The sequence below is a fragment of the Methylobacter svalbardensis genome (assembly GCF_037671525.1).
GTDB classification, from domain to species: domain Bacteria; phylum Pseudomonadota; class Gammaproteobacteria; order Methylococcales; family Methylomonadaceae; genus Methylobacter_A; species Methylobacter_A svalbardensis.
The window spans coordinates 16024-31631 of the sequence record NZ_JAWPOH010000012.1; the positions used below are offsets into that span (position 1 = coordinate 16024).

Below are 15608 nucleotides of genomic sequence, written 5' to 3' on the forward strand. Positions count from 1 at the left end.
GGATTCGGATATTAGTGTATGGCGAGATTGCTCAAAGTATTCAAAGCATCACTTCGGGTTTCGGTCAATTCGTCGCCTTGCAGTTCGATGAAAAGGGCGGGGATTTTTGCTGTATTCGCAGCCAGCATGCCCTCTTTCTGCCCCAAACACAGCAACATAGTAGACCAGGCATCGGCAAGTATTGGATCATCCAATAAAACAGTAACGGAAACCAGATTATGGATAACCGGCCTGCCATTACGGGCATCAAGGACATGACTATAATGCTGCCCATGGTCATCGAAATAATGCCGGTAAGTACCGGATGTCATCACCGCGACTGGCGCGTCCTTGGGCATGGTAATGACTTTATGCATCACCCGTTCTTCGGGCAGCGGTCTTTCCAGAGCGATACGCCAAGGTTGGAGATCCGGTTTGTAGCCGTTGGTTTTGAGTTCGCCGCCAATCTCGACCAGATAATGCACTATGCCTTTTTGCTCCAGAACCTGACTAAGCCGTTCCACGCTATAGCCTTGGGAAATGGACGATAAAGCAACTTTGAGGTCGGCCTGTTTTTTACGCAGATGCGTTGCATCGACCACTTCCAGCTTGTCCATGCCGACTTGTTTCAGCTTGGTCACAATGGCTGAATCTTGGGGAACTGTCGGCGCATCGCCCTGAAAGCCCCATAAATCGAACAACGGTTTGATCGTTAAATCATAGCAACCCTGACCGGCCTGATGCACGGTTTTCGCGACCTTAACCAGTGCCACGATTTCAGCGCCGACTTCCTGGCTATCGGTGTTTTCGGTGTTGTTGAAGATTTCTATGGTCGAATCGGGACGATAATCGGACAGCAGTTTATCGATGTCCGCTAATTCGTTTTCGATACGATCTTTAATGTCTTTAGCGTCCACCGCAGCTTCAGACCAGTAGCTAATATGGTAGGTTGTGCCCTGAGTTGGGCCCTCAAGTTTTTCAACCACAGGTTCCGAGCAGGCCGTCAGTACGCCTAAAAACAGGCAGCAAACGGCAACTAAAATCAGGCGTTGCAGGCGATTGCCTTGTCTATAATCCAATAATATCATTTTAATACCAGCTCCCCACAAACACTGCCCTCTGCCACTGCCATTACCACGCAATTAAGCGTCCTATTTTCAACTGACACGTCGCCATCAATCACACAAGCAACCCGAAGATAATTCGGCGTATAACCGAAAACCCGTTGCCTGCCATCATCCAAAGCTTCACTGTAGCCTTCCCATAACACCGGAAACTCAAGGCCTACATTATCGGCAAAAAACGTCTGCTTCATGTCGTCAGCCAGTTCATGCAACTGCCTGCTGCGCTGTTTTTTGATGTCATTGCTCAGTTGATCCGGCAAGCCGGCGGCTTTGGTTCCTTCCCGACTGGAATAGGTAAAGATATGGATATGGCCGAAACCGGTCTGTTTGATGAAGTCAAAACTGTCCTGCCATTCCTGTTCGGTTTCGCCGGGGAAGCCGACGATAATATCGGTGGTGACATTAAAATGCGGAATTTGCGCTCGCAGCTGGCTGACAATAGCCGCAAATTCCTCGGTTTTACAGCGTCTTGCCATACGGCGGAGCACGGTGTCGGAGCCGCTTTGCAAAGGCAGATGCAAATGCGGCATCAGGCGCGGATTGCTAAACAGCTCGAAAAAATCGCCCGGCAATTCCCACGGCTCCAGCGAGCCTAATCTCAGTCTCGGGATGCTTGTTTCCGCCAAAATCGCTTTGATCAAATCGGATAGATTATTGCCCAAGTCACTGCCGTAGCCGCCCAAATGTACGCCGGTTAAAATGACTTCGGTGATGCCTTGCCGGTGCAGGGCATTGATTTCGTCGATAACCGCCTGCACCGGACGACTGTTTTCTTCGCCACGCGCCACGGTGACGATGCAAAATGTGCAGCGATAGCGGCAACCGTCCTGCACTTTGACGAAAGCACGTTGCCTGCCTCGTGTGAACAGCGATATTTCTCCCGGCTCGGTGGATAAAGCCGGCATGCTGTCCATGTTCAATTCAGTCAGGGTTTTTTCGACCAGTTGATCTTTATCCTTGTTGCTGACCACCAGATCAACGCCGAGCAAAGACGCGGCCTCATCTTCATTCAAGGTGGCGTAACAGCCGCTGACCACGAGCTTGGCTTGCGGATTATCGCGATGAATGCGCCGTATCAGCTGGCGCGATTTTCTGGCAGCATCCTGGGTTACCGCGCAGGAATTAAGCACGATAAGATGGGCCGCTTCGGCTTGCCTGGTGATTTGATGGCCGGATTTTTGAAAAGCCTGAGCCCAGGTTTCCAGCTCCGCTTCGTTTAAGCGGCAACCGAGTGTTTTAAGGTGTATTAACATTTATCCAAAGAACCAGTACGCAATAAAAATGGACGCAACAATGCCCGCAAAATCCGCTATTATCCCACACGCGGCCGCATGGCGGATATGTTTGATGCCGACCGAACCAAAGTAAATCGCCAGGACATAAAAGGTGGTTTCGGTGCTGCCTTGCACGATCGACGACAAGCGCCCGGCAAACGAATCTGCACCCATGGTCTTCATGGTGTCGATCATCATCGCCCTGGCCCCGCTGCCGCTGAACGGTTTGATCAATGCGGTGGGCAGCGCATCGACAAAGCGGTCGTCGAGCATGAAGTAATGCACGATAATCCGCGCTAAATCGGCCAGCAAATCCAGCGCGCCGCTGGCTCTGAACACGCCAATCGCAACCAGCATCGCGACCAGATAGGGGATGATGGTGGTTGCGGTATGAAAACCTTCCTTGGCGCCTTCAATGAACGCGTCATAAGCGTTAATCTCCTTGTTGATCGCGCCGAGAATAAAGGTAATAACCAGAGAAAACAGGATGAAATTGCTGATCATCGCGGATTGCTCCAGCATCTGCTGCTGCGGCAAGCTGGAAAAATACGCCAGTATGCCGCCGACTGCCAGCGTAAAGCCGCCCAGATAGGCCAGGACAACCTTATCCAGCAGGTTGATTTTTTGCACGAAGGCGACCGCAAGCAATCCTGCCAGCGTGGACATATACGTGGCGATCAAAATCGGGATGAAGACGTCGGTAGGGTTGGCAGCCCCCATTTGCGCGCGGTAGGTGAATATCGTCACCGGAAATAGCGTAACGCCTGAGGTGTTGATCACCAGAAACAGGATTTGCGCGTTGCTGGCGGTTTCCGGATTGGGGTTAAGGGTTTGCAATTCCTGCATCGCTTTAATGCCCAACGGCGTTGCGGCATTGTCCAGGCCCAGCGCATTGGCGGAAATATTCATCACGATGGCGCCCAAAGCCGGATGGCCTTTGGGCACATCCGGCATTAACCGGCTGAATAACGGCGTCAGACCTTGGGTTAATAAGTGGATAAAGCCGCTTTTTTCGCCGATGCGCATAATGCCCAGCCATAAGGCCAGCACGCCGGTCAGACCTAGGGATATTTCAAAAGCCGATTTCGACAGCGCAAACATGGCTCCCATGATTTGCGCAAAAACCTGTTGGTCGCCCAAGAAAACCAGTTTGAATAGCGCAGTACAAAAAGCGGCCAGGAAAAAGAAAATCCAGATGATGTTTAGCACGATAGGAATAAATATGGTTGAATGCCGTGGGCGCGAATTTATTCGCGCAACAGGTGTTAAAAAGCGCGAATAAATTCGCGCCCACAATAATATTCAATCCTTAACTTAATGGCAGTGAAGCGCCCCCAGAAGGAACAAAAGCTTCACGTGCGCCCTTCCAGAGCACACAACAATCCCCGCAGCACCAAATCCGGGTCAATACTACAGGGCAGATGAAGCTGTCCGGCGATAAGTCCGGCATCGCCGCCGGTTAAAATCAATTGCGTATCGTCTGCTTGTGTTGCCAGCACTTGCTTGATCAAGCCCACAGCCGCCATTAAGGTGCCGCTGTAAATAGCGGCCTCGGTATAATCGGCCAGACCGACTGCATGATTGATTTCGCTAAAGGGCAGCGCCTCCGTTCCTAGCCCCAGAGATTTTTTCATCAGCATCAAACCGGGACTAATCAGGCCGCCTCGATGCCTGCCATCGGCATCGATTAAATCCACGGTAATGGCCGTTCCGCAATCGACGATACAGGCCGGACGGTGATATTGTTGCCACGCTGCAACTAACGCTAACCAGCGGTCAACACCCAGATTTTCCGGCTGTTGATAAGCGTTAATCACGCCAAACGCCTTCGCTCGGGATTTAACCAGAATAATATCCACATCAAGCCAAAGCTCACGCGCTACCGACTGCACAAGTTCGAGTAACTGATTTGCGCTCACGCAGGAAATGGCGATCCGCCTGGGGCGATAGCGGCCTTGCCAAAGTTTAATAAGCTCCTCCCGATTAATCCGGCTATTGACCAAAGGTGAGCCGATCATGATGTGACCGGCGGTCGTAACCGCCCACTTTAACCGGGTATTGCCCATATCAATCAGCAAATTCATTACGAGGAAAAACCGTTAAAACTGACTTCGCCGGAAGCAAAGGTCTGCACATTGCCATCAGGGCGTTCAATCAACAACATGCCGTTATCGTCGATGCCTCGCACGATGCCTTCAAATTGTTGCTGACCGACAAACAAGGTCGCAGATTGGCCGGACAGGCAATCATAATCGCGCCATTCATCGAGATACGCTTGAATACCGACACCTTCATACTCGGCAATGACCGGCAGCAGATGGTTTAACAGCGTGCCTGCCAATTTATTTCTGAACAGCCGTTTTTGCCCGGTGATTTTAGTTAAATCGGTCCAGGCTTGAGTAATGCCTTGAGCTTCCGCTTCCGGTAAAAACAAATTTAGTCCCAGACCGATAACGGCGCTGCATGGGCCGTCAGTCTCACCCGATACCTCAACCAGGATACCGCCCAGTTTTTTACCCTGGCTGTAAATGTCATTTGGCCATTTAAGGCCAATATCATTGATTTGATGCTGCTTTAACGCCCTGATGACCGCCACGCCGATAGCCAGACTTAAGCCGGAAATGGCGGCAGGCCCCTGCTGAAAACGCCACAGTATCGACAGGTAAATATTGCAGCCGTAAGGCGAAACCCATTGCCGCCCTCGCCTGCCTTTACCGGCTGTTTGATACTCGGCAAAACAAACAGCGCCTGAAAGCGCATTATTTTGAGAACGTTCGACTAAATAACGGTTGGTCGAGTCGATCTGATCATGAATTTCCAGCGATGAAATTAATGCGCCAGCCTGATCACTAATGACTTCATTGATTTTTGCTGCCAGCAGCAATTCCAGCGATTTTTCCAGCCGGTAACCTTTGCCGCTGACTGCCGAGTGCTGCAAACCCAATTCAGCCAAGCCGTTCAGCTGTTTCCAGACAGCCGAACGGCTAATACCCAAGGCAACAGCCAACTCAGTGCCGGAATGAAACTCTCCGTCAGCCAATAGGCTAAGGATTTGTTTTTGCTTATCTGAAATATTCACAAACCGCTTGAGCTTTATTAATCATCTATTGCTTCTCCCTGATCTGTTTCAATTGCTTTTTGACCACATACTTAATCAGCAGCTCTCTATCGTCCTCTTTCATATTGAAAAAATCAACGCCAACAAAATAGGGAAACTGGCTATCGTTAGTCTGACTGTTTTTGCAAAAAACAACTTTGGCGTAAGTTACAATGACCGCCATACTGGATACCAGCAGCATCTTGATTTCCAGATAATCGCCTTCTTTAAGCATTTCCTCACAATTAAAAGCCATGCCGGACGCACTGATATTAACGTTACGGGTGTCATTCTCCTTAAATTGATGGCCCTGCATCATGATGGCTTGGGCAAGAAGATCAATTTTAGTGTCAATTAACCTTAAGTAATCCATCACATCCGGCAAGATTTTTTCCAGCCTGCGTAACAGTATTGCCGAATCCTGCGACACTATTTCAAGAGCGGTAGACAATGAACAGCTATTCAAAACATTGTCGGGCACATGGTGCGGTTCGGTTACCTGTTGCTCATCTATTTTTTTGTAAAACAGATTAACTTCATCATCAATGCGAAAAAAACCCCTTCGCTCCTCAATTTTCGTCATGTTGATCTTAGCCATAATCTGCATCCTCTACACCTTAATTATTTTCATGATTTGATTATGCCCATCGCACTTCTAAACTCGGCACCTTTATCTCCTCTCGGCACGCCGCTACGCTGCTCCTGCATTGCTCTGCCACCTCATCCGCGTAGACATCCTGCTGGAAAGAGCTAGGGAGAAGCTATTTTAAAAATCGGCGGTGATGTGCAAACACTGCAATCGCACTATGCGATTTTATAAGCATAAAACGAAATTAATGCTAAAAAAGATTTATGCAGCTATGACTAGCACTCAAGCTTTTTAAGCGTTTTCATATGCACTCGCAGCCCTTACCCAGGGTTTTTCAAATTATACTTCAATCAGTTAGATTATTTTATTTTTTGGTTTCAACGCATTAAAGCCCGAGCGATCCAAGTCGATTCGGCTTAGCAAGCCGCTGCCGTTCTCAACGCTATGCCGTATTTCGCCATGATGCGCTAGTGATGAAAAAACCGACTGCTATTTTAGGGGACCAGAAAACCCGGATAGCGTTTCCGCATATTTCCCATATGCGACCCCTCCCAATAGATTCGTCGGCAATCGGCGCATTGATGAAAATCCTCATAGTAAAGCCGAGTCTTGGGTTCGAGACGGTCCAAAATATCCGCCTTGCCAACGGGTACCAGGACACCGTTGCAAACCAGGCATCGGGCAAAAGGATTAATCAAGCCGTACAGGTCGAAACGCTGCAAGACCTCATCAATCTGGCTCGGCATCAACCCTACGTACCCAGTAACCATGGCTGATCTGTTTGGCATACAACAGGCGGCGATCCCTAGTCAGCACGATGCGCTGCTCACTCACCGCAATATTCACCAACTCAGCATCCCAGTAGTCGTTGCGATACAGACTATCGAAACCCAACAACCTCATGAGTTTGGCAAGCTTCCCAAGATTCACGTCCAGAATGAAGTGTGGATTATTGGGCGAGGATTTTTCGCGCAGTTTGATCAAGGCGCTAATGTCCAGATTTTTGAAAACCGGGTAGACTGCGACACGGTCACCGGCTTGCAGTTGATAGTCGAATCCCACCGACTGGCCATTGACGATAATCAGCTCTACCTCGGGGTGAGGCACACCGAAAACTTCAATAGGATCCTTGATTCCCGGATGGCCGCTGAAACGATAGTGGATAGTTCGCATGCGTTGTTTCGGCGGAAGAAAGTCGTTCAACTCCGCGTAGAAACGAAATTCAGCAGCGTGTTCCGGTTTCATATTGTCCGCCTGTCGATGACAGCCATTTGGCAAACAATAGAAAATTCACTCCCATAAGTCAATTTGATCTTAACTCGTTTAAATCAAACTTCTTGGATGCGCAAATCATCGGGATCGGACTCAACTGATAGAGGCATAAATCAACGCACATCAACTAAAATCAATCGAGCCTGAACCCTTTGACTGGGTGCTGATCCAAAAAATGTAATAAATTTTTACCATGAAGATCATGAAGAACTTGAAGAAATTGGTATTGACTTCAGGTGTTATATTGAAACGAAGTCATAAAAAACTAAACTTTTTTATCCCTTACTTTGAGTATCATACGCAAGCTTCATTATCTTCATGTCCTTCATGTCCTTCATGGTAATAAAAACAGGTGAAAAATTTTATAAAAAACATTGTACTGCATCAGCACCCCTTTGACTTGTCACACCTTAAGTATCTTAAAGGAGTTTATTCAAAATAATCCCATGGGTACTCCGGAGCTAAAATAGGTCGAAAACCTGCAGGAAGAGGAAAAGGCGCAGTAAGAAATTCATAAACGCCAACCAGTTCACGGGTTACCGTCATCCCCAAGCCGGTAGCAAGGCCGATGGGAAAACCAATCGCCCCTTGAGCCTTAGTCTCCTTAACAATATTACCCGGTATTTCAAGAAAACCGCAGGTCATTCCGGCCAAACCTCTACCGAATTTCTGCGCCGAGGTATGCGCATAAGCATTGGGAAACGACAATAGTGCTAAAACCGTAAAAGCTGCCAATACATAAATACGTAACCTTTTCATATGCTACTCTCCTTATTTTTTCCTTAAATGGAAAATCATATCTTAACCGAGATAAAAGTGCTAATAATTGAATTTTTGCTGTTCAATTTTAATGCCGGTAACTGTTCGATGCCAATAACTTTCCTTACTCAAAAATCAAGAAAGCCAATCTACCTTCTATCGCCTCGAATTTTAAGATTGAAGCGCTCTCAAAAAGTATTCGGGAAAATGGGTTGGCGGGATTCCACCATGAAACCTTGATCGGCGACAGTTATTCGTTTAAAAACGGCCACAAAGAACTGGATCTGGAATGCCGCATTATTGCCGTTGCCGATATTTTCCAGGCCTTATCGCCGTACCATGAGTCTTGAATATGTCGCGCGTTACAACCGGCCATCTCGATACCAAATTGACCGGAAATGCCGAACGCTATTATCGGCTGGCTATGGCTTGATGCATTGGTTTTTGGGAGAGCCCAATATTTAACGCGTGAAGTGTTAGGTTACGCTATCGCTATTACGGAACTGCCAACGCTGCTCCGCATAGCTGGAGCAACAGCCATGCGGAGCAGCGTTGGTCAAGAAACCTTTTTGATTATGGCAGAAATAACGAAAAAGGAGACGAAAAAAAAATCAACTAATGTCTATCATGCAACAAATACAACAAAAAGAGCAGGCTGTTGCCGGAAAGCTTACATAAAACCGAGTGCAAGTATCGAAATCATTAGCGATTTAGCTTGGTGCTTCATAGTCATTGCTATGAATCCGGCATTGCCGCCAGACGGTTCTCCAGTTCGGCGCTGACCAAAGCATCGTAATGGCGCTGCAGGATAGAGTCGGTAGGACGCGGCCACAGAGCAGATTCGATTTCACTTTGCAGATGCGTGAGAAAATTCTGCTTGAATGTCGAATCCTCGGGGACTCCCAGCTCTGAATTCAAGCAGGAATCACTGACGGCGTCGGATTGTTGGGAAGATTCAGGGCTGCTACAACCCGATGGTAAAAAAGCGCATGCTGCAATGACAAGCATGACCAGGAACAACAGAGTAACTTCGAACATATCAATACCTCGCAATTATTTGGAAAACGTCAAGTACACACATCAGATGGATGTGGGTAACTCAAATTTCTAACAAGCAATTAAAATGCCAGGGTATTTATATAGCTAATAGATCGAATATTATCGTTAATTGATCTTAAGATACAAAGAATGTCGGGTTAGCGGTAGAGACTGTGAAAGAATGAATGAGTACGGCATAAAAAATACTGTTAACCATGAAGTTCATGAAGGACATGAAGAAAAGGCCCAGTCAATCAATGCATTAAATCTTCATGCTCTTCATGTGCTTCATGGTTATTTCTTCTATATCGAATACTTTCACAGTCTCGGTAGCGTAAGCCGGCCTACGGAACTGATTATTACGTACTGCTCAAATTAACTATCAATGCCTGCAATTCGGGTTTAGCTGGTGTCTGCTGCGTATAAATCGCATAAACCTGACGGCTGATTTCAGGCTCGCACAGATAGCGATAACTGATGTCGGTTGCCTGTTTGGGCAGGGTGTATTCAGGCATTAATGCAACGCCAATACCCTCCTGCACCATACGCAAAATCCATTCTTCGCTGTTACTGCGGTAAGCAGCATAAAGATTGATTTCCTGACTCTGGCAAATACATTTCAGATCTTCCCTTAACTCACAGTTTAACCGGTCTAAATAGGGCTCCGACTGTATCGCTTTCAGATCGATTTTTTGCAATTGATTAAAACGATGGGTATTGCTGAATGCGACCACGTAGCGTTCTTCATAAAGCAAGGCCGATTGATACGGTGGTCCCGATAATTGCGCCGGGGCGCTGATCACCAGATCCAGTAAGCCTGAATCCAGTTGTTTCAATAACTCCGCTTCGCTATCGACGATTAATTCCAATTCGATATTCGGGTATTCTTGCTGATACCAGGCAAGACAAGGGCTTAAGCGTTGCGCGCCTATCGTGGACATCAGACCGATGCGCAAGGGAACGGTATTTAACCGGGTAAAACGAATCGCTTCCGCTTTGGTCGCCTGAAGCTCTTTATAAATCTTGCGCAGATTGGATTCAACCATGCGACCTAACGGCGTTAACTGGCAACCGGAGCGGGTCCGCGTAAACAATGCCCCGCCCATTTCCTCTTCCAGTTTTTTTATGGCCTGTGTCAAAGATGGTTGCGACACATAAGTGAGTTGCGCCGCGTGCGTGATTGTTCCCTGATCGCAGACTGCCAGAAAATAACGGATTTGCTGCATTTCCATGAGAACCTCCTGATATAGCAAAAACCTATTGTTCCATAGAAAGCCGATATTATACAAACCTTTGTATTTCACTATACGATTGCCTCTCTTTTAAAAAAACCATATGAGGAAGCTATGAAAACAGCAAAATTGATTGTGATGTATCCAACGCCTGCCGATGTCGAAATATTTGAACAACGCTATGCGCAGGAGCATGTTCCGATGGCGGTAGAAAAACTGGCCGGAAAAACCCGCTTTGTCGCGTCGCTGATTATGAGCAGTGTAGGCCAGGAACAAGCGCCTTTCCATCGCATTGCCGAAGTTTATTTCCCGTCTATGCAGGATTTGGAGGCTTGTTTAAATTCTCAGGGCGGTCAGGAAACCGCGCAACATGCCGTTGATATTTCGACCGGCGGCGCACCATTGTTTTTAATCGCGGAAGTTGAAAGTTTCGATTTTTAACATGCCGACAAATACGGACATTAATATCTTGTCCGGCTTGCCGGATAAATAACCGCACCACCGGGCGCGTTGATCATCCTGCTTTCAATAAAGTTAAAGAGAGGTTTTGAACATGAACGAGAACATATGGTTGTCTGCATTAGTCAAGTGTTGTCATACTTTAGGTTTATTGGGATTATTGACCTTGGCTTTGCCGTCAACCGTCTATGCGCATCGCGGGGCGAATAATGAAGTCGATGCCTGCAATATCCTGGTGGGTCATGAGCGAGTGCACTTTACCGCTTATACACCGGCATTGAGCAGCGACAAAGAGTATTGCCAGATTATTCCGCATCTGGGCTCCACTAATCTGGTATTCGATTATGAAGGCAAAGGCCTGCGTAATTTAACCGTCGAATTTGAGGTCACCAAAGAACCGGAAGGAACCCGGGTTTTCTATAGGGAACCGACGAAAATAAAATCGGGTACGGTGAATGCCGTGGTTGATTTCAGTCAATTCGGCGCAGGCAATTATCTGATCCATGTCGCGATAGTGCATAAAGACAAAAGCATCGATAGCCATATCCCGCTTTCGATAGGTCTTGGACCGGAAGCTTCAGACAATTTGCCGATAAAATCTCTATTCGTCGTGGCACTTATCGCGGGAGTTGTTTACTTAATGAAACGCGCTGTCGGCAAACACGCAGCGAGGCCATCCGATGTTTGAGGACTATATGGATAAACTAAAAACGGCTACGCCTTTTCAGAAAACCGTTTTTAAATCACTTTTTTTGCTACCCGTTGTTATAACGCTGCTAGTTTTTTTCAGCGAAGATAATGATGAGTACTCTCAAATAGGCAGCGCATCTTATGCCGGAGAAAACGCAAATCCGCAATGCGTTGCCGGTAAGTTCGACGGAGAATCAGGCCTTATCAATGGCGAATCGACGCTTGAAGGCATTAAATACAATATACGCACGCCGTTGAATTATGATGCCACTATCGCCCATCCGTTGCTGATGGTGTTTTCCCCGGCAGGCTCAAACCGGGCAAAAACCGAGAAAACGACAGCACTTACGCTGAAAGCAACGACTGCCGGATTTATCGTCGCTTATGCCGATCATCCCGATTTATCGCCTACCTCTACCATCGAACTCGGGACTATTCCCGACTTAATTGCCAAGCAATGGTGTGTTGATAAACAGCGCATTTTTCTTACCGGCCATTCCGATGGCGGTACTGCTGCGATGGCCTTGGCATTTATGTCCGGCACCAAACATATTCCCAAGGCGATTGCGCCTAGCGCCGCAGGAATCGATTCTCAGGATTTGCGCGATCACAAGTGTCCGGCTCCGATTCCCGTGATGGTCATGCACAGCGTGAACGATCACTTGTTCCCGAAGTACGGTCAGCAGTCTTCCGGCTGGTGGGCGGCGTGCAATCAATGTGAGCCTATACCGGAAAAGATTGCCAATGGCTGCATGGCTTATTCCGGTTGCGCTAACGGTGTAAAAACGTGGTATTGCGAAGGCGACAAACTCCATGCGCAGTGGCCGGGCATTAACGACACCTTGCTGGATTTTTTGGCTTCGGTGGGCCGCTAGGCGTCACGGACAATAGTTGAGAATCGCAGCCTGGATGAAAACTTTACGTCTCGTAATTACCAACGTCAGAATAAAGTTGGTCATAATTCGGTAATAACCCATATCAACAAACCGACCGGACAAGTTTGAGGTGCGCTCATTCGGGGGTGCATCTAAACCCCCATTTTTTTAATTTGAAAACTCCCGCAATTTTAATTGGTCTATCACCCGTTTTACTGTCACTATCGGGTTAATGCTCTTTGGGCATTGATAAAAGTTTTCCAAATCAATCTTAATGGTTATGAGGACACGATTATGAACATTCTTATTACCGGAGGTACCGGTTTTATTGGCAGTGCCTTGACTAAAAGCCTGATCGAACAAGGCCATGCGGTTACGGTGTTAAGCCGCAGCCCCGATAAGGTCGCCAAAATATGCGGCTCGGGCGTTAATGCGTTGGGCAGCCTCTCGCAACTTAAAGCGGAAGACAGCTATCAGGTCGTCATCAATCTTGCCGGTGCGCCGATTATCGACGCCCGCTGGAGCGAGGACCGGAAACAGCTGATCAGGGAAAGCCGCATCGGTCTGACTGAACAATTAATAACCTGCATCGCCCGCATGACCGTTAAACCCGAGTTGTTAATCAGCGGTTCCGCTGTCGGTTATTACGGCGATCAGGGCGACACGGTGTTAACCGAACAATCCACTCCCTATGAAGATTTCTCAGCGCAGCTTTGCGCCGATTGGGAAGCCGCCGCAAAACAGGCCGAGCAGTTCGGCGTCAGGGTCTGCCTGATCAGGACCGGCTTGGTCATTGCCAACGGCGGCGGTTTTCTGCAGCGCATGTTGCCGCCGTTTCGCCTGGGATTGGGCGGGCGCTTGGGCGACGGGCGGCAATGGATGTCCTGGGTACATCGTCAGGACTGGATCAATATCGCCCTGACCATGATGGCCGATTCAACGATGCAGGGCGCTTATAACGCGACCGCTCCGAACCCTGTTACCAATGCCGAATTCACCCGAATACTGGCGCAATGCCTGAAACGCCCCGCCCTGCTGCCGGTTCCGGCCTGGCTGTTAAAAATACTGCTCGGCGAAATGTCGCAGCTGGTGTTGGGCGGTCAGCGCGTGATACCGGAACGGCTGTTGGCGCAGGGTTTCAAGTTTCAATATGACGACCTTGCCGCTGCGTTAAATGAGGCGTTGTCGCATAAATAGCAATGCCGACTTTGAACAAGCTTTGGACTCCAAGATTTACAGATGCAGGAGTTCAAAGCTTGCCTTGCAACCCAACACTACGGATTGGTCGCTTGCTTAAACCGGGCCTTGCTCAGTTGGCTCTCTCGGCTATGATCGATAATCGGCGCGGGATAACTGCAAGCGCTGTGCTTTTTATCCCATTGATGAATGGTTTTGGACGGAAAAGCTTGCAGTTCGGGCAGCCAGCGATAAATGTACCGGCAGTCCTGATCAAATTTAAGCTGCTGTAGCCAGGGATTGAGAATCCTGAAATACGGTTGTGCATCGCAACCGGTCGAGGCGGCCCATTGCCAGTTGCCGTTATTGACGCAAGGATCGTAATCAACCAGATGCTGGGCAAAATAACGTTCGCCCCAGCGCCAGTCGATATGCAGGTCTTTGACCAGAAATGAGGCGGCGATCATGCGCACCCGGTTATGCATGTAACCGGTGGCGTTGAGTTCGCGCATCCCTGCATCCACTATCGGAAAGCCGGTTTTTCCATCGCACCAGGCTTGAAAATAATCGGGATGATTATCCCAACGCAGATCGGCAAACTTTTCCAAAAAAGCTCGTCCGAAAACCTGCGGAAAGTGATAAGCGATATGGGTGAAAAAGTCGCGCCAGTACAGTTGCCGAATCAGAGGATGTTCACTGCCGAGCCGTTCGATAATCGCATAAAACACTTCCCGAACCGAGCAAGTGCCGAACTTTAAATGTGCGGAAAGTTTGCTGGTCGCATCCAGCGCAGGAAAGTCGCGGGTGTTTTGGTAATCGGCGTAGTCGCCGAGCCTATCCAGTATCGCCAGCGACTGATTACGGCCGCCTTTGATTACAGTTTCGACCAGCGATATACCTAACTGATCGATGGTAAATTCGGAAACCGCCGCCAAAAAATTATGCCTGACCAACGCTTCCGGCAAGGCAACAGGAAACTGTTTGGCATTGCTATAAAACGCCGTGAACACTTTATAGGGCGTTTTATCCATTTTTACCGCCTGCTCCGGCTCATTCAGCAGGCTATCAGGGAGCGTATGCAGTGCAATGCCCAGCTGCTTGCATACGGCGGCCAGCTCATCATCACGCCGCCGGCTGAAAGGCGTGTAATCGCGATTGATAAACACGGCTTGTATCTGTTGCCGTTCGACCAGCTGCTTGACGACCTGCTCCGGCAGCGCATGGTAAAGCGCCAGTTTGCCGCCTGCCGACTGCAACTGCTGTTGAAGATCTTGAATGGACTGCAACATAAACTGCAAGCCCGGTTTGCTCTGGTAAGGGTGCGGCTCAATCTGCCGGGGATCGAAAATAAAGCAGGGAATCACCTGCCCTGAAAGCCGCAAGGCTTCAAGCAACGCGGTATTGTCTTCAAGACGCAGGTCGCGACGGAATATGAACAGCGAGGTTGTATATTGAGTCATCGAAGCCTTTTTTAATAACTGTACAAAAGATATTGAACGAGCATTTTTAGCCCTTAGCCTTTTTATTCAATAACATGCGCCTGCTGCAGTTGCAAACGGAGCATTTCCACCCGTTTGCGATTCACCCCGAAATCGCCGTGACCGGTACGCGATGCGGAACGGATATGGATTAACTTGGCTTCCGTATCCAGTATCGCATCTATATCATCGACAAAGCGAAACACCAGACTGGTTGCCTGGGCATGAAGCGTGTCGCCGGTTTCATTGGTGATCACCGTCCGGCTTTGGCTGATCAGGGCTTTTTTCAGTGCCGCCCAAGCCTCTTCAACATTGCCGGTGATCTTAAAAGGCGCAATAGAATGATCGGCGTCTGCCGCCTGACTGGAAACGCAGTTTGGGCTGCTTGGACAAGGCGGTAATTGTTTTTCTGATGCCTGAGTTGCTGTGCTTAATGTCATAACGATAATATAAAAAATGGTTTTAAACTTCATCAGTGTAACCTCTTAAAAAGATTTGTGATATTGGACATTTCCGATGACTGCCTACTGGAACCGAGGCAACAACAAATCGGCTTGTGACTTGCG

At 48.4% G+C, this 15608-nt stretch carries 19 protein-coding genes; 6 read left to right on the forward strand and 13 right to left on the reverse strand.

Going from position 1 to position 15608, the window contains the following annotated elements:
* Nucleotides 1-11: 11 nt before the first annotated feature.
* The 9 genes from RW114_RS06890 to RW114_RS06925 form a co-directional block, all read right to left on the reverse strand.
* The gene (locus tag RW114_RS06890) at nucleotides 12-1067 is read right to left on the reverse strand and encodes an FAD:protein FMN transferase (RefSeq protein WP_340122002.1); all 1056 of its coding nucleotides are present in this window, start codon (nucleotides 1065-1067) and stop codon (nucleotides 12-14) included.
* Entirely contained in the window at nucleotides 1064-2356 is a 1293-nt protein-coding gene (gene mtaB / locus RW114_RS06895) for a tRNA (N(6)-L-threonylcarbamoyladenosine(37)-C(2))-methylthiotransferase MtaB (protein WP_340122003.1), read from the reverse strand. Before mtaB ends, RW114_RS06890 begins: the two co-directional genes overlap by 4 nt.
* Complete coding sequence (locus RW114_RS06900; RefSeq protein WP_340122004.1) at nucleotides 2357-3586, reverse strand: nucleoside recognition domain-containing protein; 1230 nt, start codon at nucleotides 3584-3586, stop codon at nucleotides 2357-2359.
* 143 nt (nucleotides 3587-3729) lie between these two features.
* Entirely contained in the window at nucleotides 3730-4461 is a 732-nt protein-coding gene (locus RW114_RS06905) for a type III pantothenate kinase (protein WP_340122005.1), read from the reverse strand.
* Nucleotides 4461-5456: a bifunctional biotin--[acetyl-CoA-carboxylase] ligase/biotin operon repressor BirA gene (birA, locus tag RW114_RS06910; protein ID WP_340122006.1), complete on the reverse strand. Its 996-nt coding sequence runs from the start codon at nucleotides 5454-5456 to the stop codon at nucleotides 4461-4463. Before birA ends, RW114_RS06905 begins: the two co-directional genes overlap by 1 nt.
* 25 nt (nucleotides 5457-5481) lie before the next feature.
* Nucleotides 5482-6072 carry a PilZ domain-containing protein gene (locus RW114_RS06915; RefSeq protein ID WP_340122007.1) on the reverse strand — a complete coding sequence of 197 codons (591 nt, stop codon included), beginning with the start codon at nucleotides 6070-6072 and terminating at the stop codon, nucleotides 5482-5484.
* Between the two features lie 485 nt (nucleotides 6073-6557).
* Nucleotides 6558-6809, reverse strand: a complete 252-nt coding sequence (locus RW114_RS20955; protein ID WP_422614794.1) for a Mut7-C RNAse domain-containing protein — start codon at nucleotides 6807-6809, stop codon at nucleotides 6558-6560.
* The gene (locus RW114_RS06920; protein ID WP_422614795.1) at nucleotides 6793-7308 is read right to left on the reverse strand and encodes a Mut7-C RNAse domain-containing protein; all 516 of its coding nucleotides are present in this window, start codon (nucleotides 7306-7308) and stop codon (nucleotides 6793-6795) included. The genes RW114_RS20955 and RW114_RS06920 overlap by 17 nt, the downstream gene beginning before the upstream one ends.
* Before the next feature lie 456 nt (nucleotides 7309-7764).
* Nucleotides 7765-8094 (reverse strand): exosortase system-associated protein, TIGR04073 family, encoded by a 330-nt coding sequence (locus RW114_RS06925; RefSeq protein WP_340122008.1) that lies wholly within the window; start codon nucleotides 8092-8094, stop codon nucleotides 7765-7767.
* 212 nt (nucleotides 8095-8306) lie between these two features.
* On the opposite strand from RW114_RS06925, the gene RW114_RS06930 reads away from it, so the two are divergent.
* Both RW114_RS06930 and RW114_RS06935 read left to right on the forward strand, forming a co-directional pair.
* Nucleotides 8307-8444: a hypothetical protein gene (locus RW114_RS06930; protein ID WP_340122009.1), complete on the forward strand. Its 138-nt coding sequence runs from the start codon at nucleotides 8307-8309 to the stop codon at nucleotides 8442-8444.
* Between the two features lie 48 nt (nucleotides 8445-8492).
* Nucleotides 8493-8876, forward strand: a complete 384-nt coding sequence (locus RW114_RS06935) for a hypothetical protein (RefSeq protein WP_340122010.1) — start codon at nucleotides 8493-8495, stop codon at nucleotides 8874-8876.
* On the opposite strand, the gene RW114_RS06940 is transcribed toward RW114_RS06935, so the two are convergent.
* Both RW114_RS06940 and RW114_RS06945 read right to left on the reverse strand, forming a co-directional pair.
* The gene (locus RW114_RS06940) at nucleotides 8830-9132 is read right to left on the reverse strand and encodes a hypothetical protein (RefSeq protein WP_340122011.1); all 303 of its coding nucleotides are present in this window, start codon (nucleotides 9130-9132) and stop codon (nucleotides 8830-8832) included. The two genes, RW114_RS06935 and RW114_RS06940, sit on opposite strands and share 47 nt — an antisense overlap.
* 359 nt (nucleotides 9133-9491) lie before the next feature.
* Nucleotides 9492-10364 (reverse strand): LysR family transcriptional regulator, encoded by an 873-nt coding sequence (locus tag RW114_RS06945; protein WP_340122012.1) that lies wholly within the window; start codon nucleotides 10362-10364, stop codon nucleotides 9492-9494.
* A gap of 114 nt (nucleotides 10365-10478) precedes the next feature.
* Here RW114_RS06945 and RW114_RS06950 point away from each other — a divergent pair, with 114 nt between their 5' ends.
* The 4 genes from RW114_RS06950 (at nucleotide 10479) to RW114_RS06965 (ending at nucleotide 13585) form a co-directional block, all read left to right on the forward strand.
* The gene (locus RW114_RS06950; protein WP_340122013.1) at nucleotides 10479-10805 is read left to right on the forward strand and encodes an EthD family reductase; all 327 of its coding nucleotides are present in this window, start codon (nucleotides 10479-10481) and stop codon (nucleotides 10803-10805) included.
* Between the two features lie 112 nt (nucleotides 10806-10917).
* A complete protein-coding gene (locus RW114_RS06955) occupies nucleotides 10918-11511 on the forward strand; it encodes a hypothetical protein (protein ID WP_340122014.1) in 594 nt (197 codons plus the stop codon).
* A gap of 7 nt (nucleotides 11512-11518) precedes the next feature.
* Nucleotides 11519-12388, forward strand: coding sequence for an alpha/beta hydrolase family protein (locus RW114_RS06960; protein WP_340122015.1), 870 nt, complete (start codon nucleotides 11519-11521; stop codon nucleotides 12386-12388).
* A 294-nt stretch (nucleotides 12389-12682) separates the two neighbouring features.
* Entirely contained in the window at nucleotides 12683-13585 is a 903-nt protein-coding gene (locus tag RW114_RS06965; RefSeq protein WP_340122016.1) for a TIGR01777 family oxidoreductase, read from the forward strand.
* Between the two features lie 77 nt (nucleotides 13586-13662).
* Here RW114_RS06965 and RW114_RS06970 read toward each other — a convergent pair whose 3' ends face one another.
* Both RW114_RS06970 and RW114_RS06975 read right to left on the reverse strand, forming a co-directional pair.
* A complete protein-coding gene (locus RW114_RS06970; protein ID WP_340122017.1) occupies nucleotides 13663-15024 on the reverse strand; it encodes a cryptochrome/photolyase family protein in 1362 nt (453 codons plus the stop codon).
* A gap of 62 nt (nucleotides 15025-15086) precedes the next feature.
* Nucleotides 15087-15515, reverse strand: a complete 429-nt coding sequence (locus RW114_RS06975) for a DUF1499 domain-containing protein (protein ID WP_340122018.1) — start codon at nucleotides 15513-15515, stop codon at nucleotides 15087-15089.
* Between the last annotated feature and the right edge of the window lie 93 nt (nucleotides 15516-15608).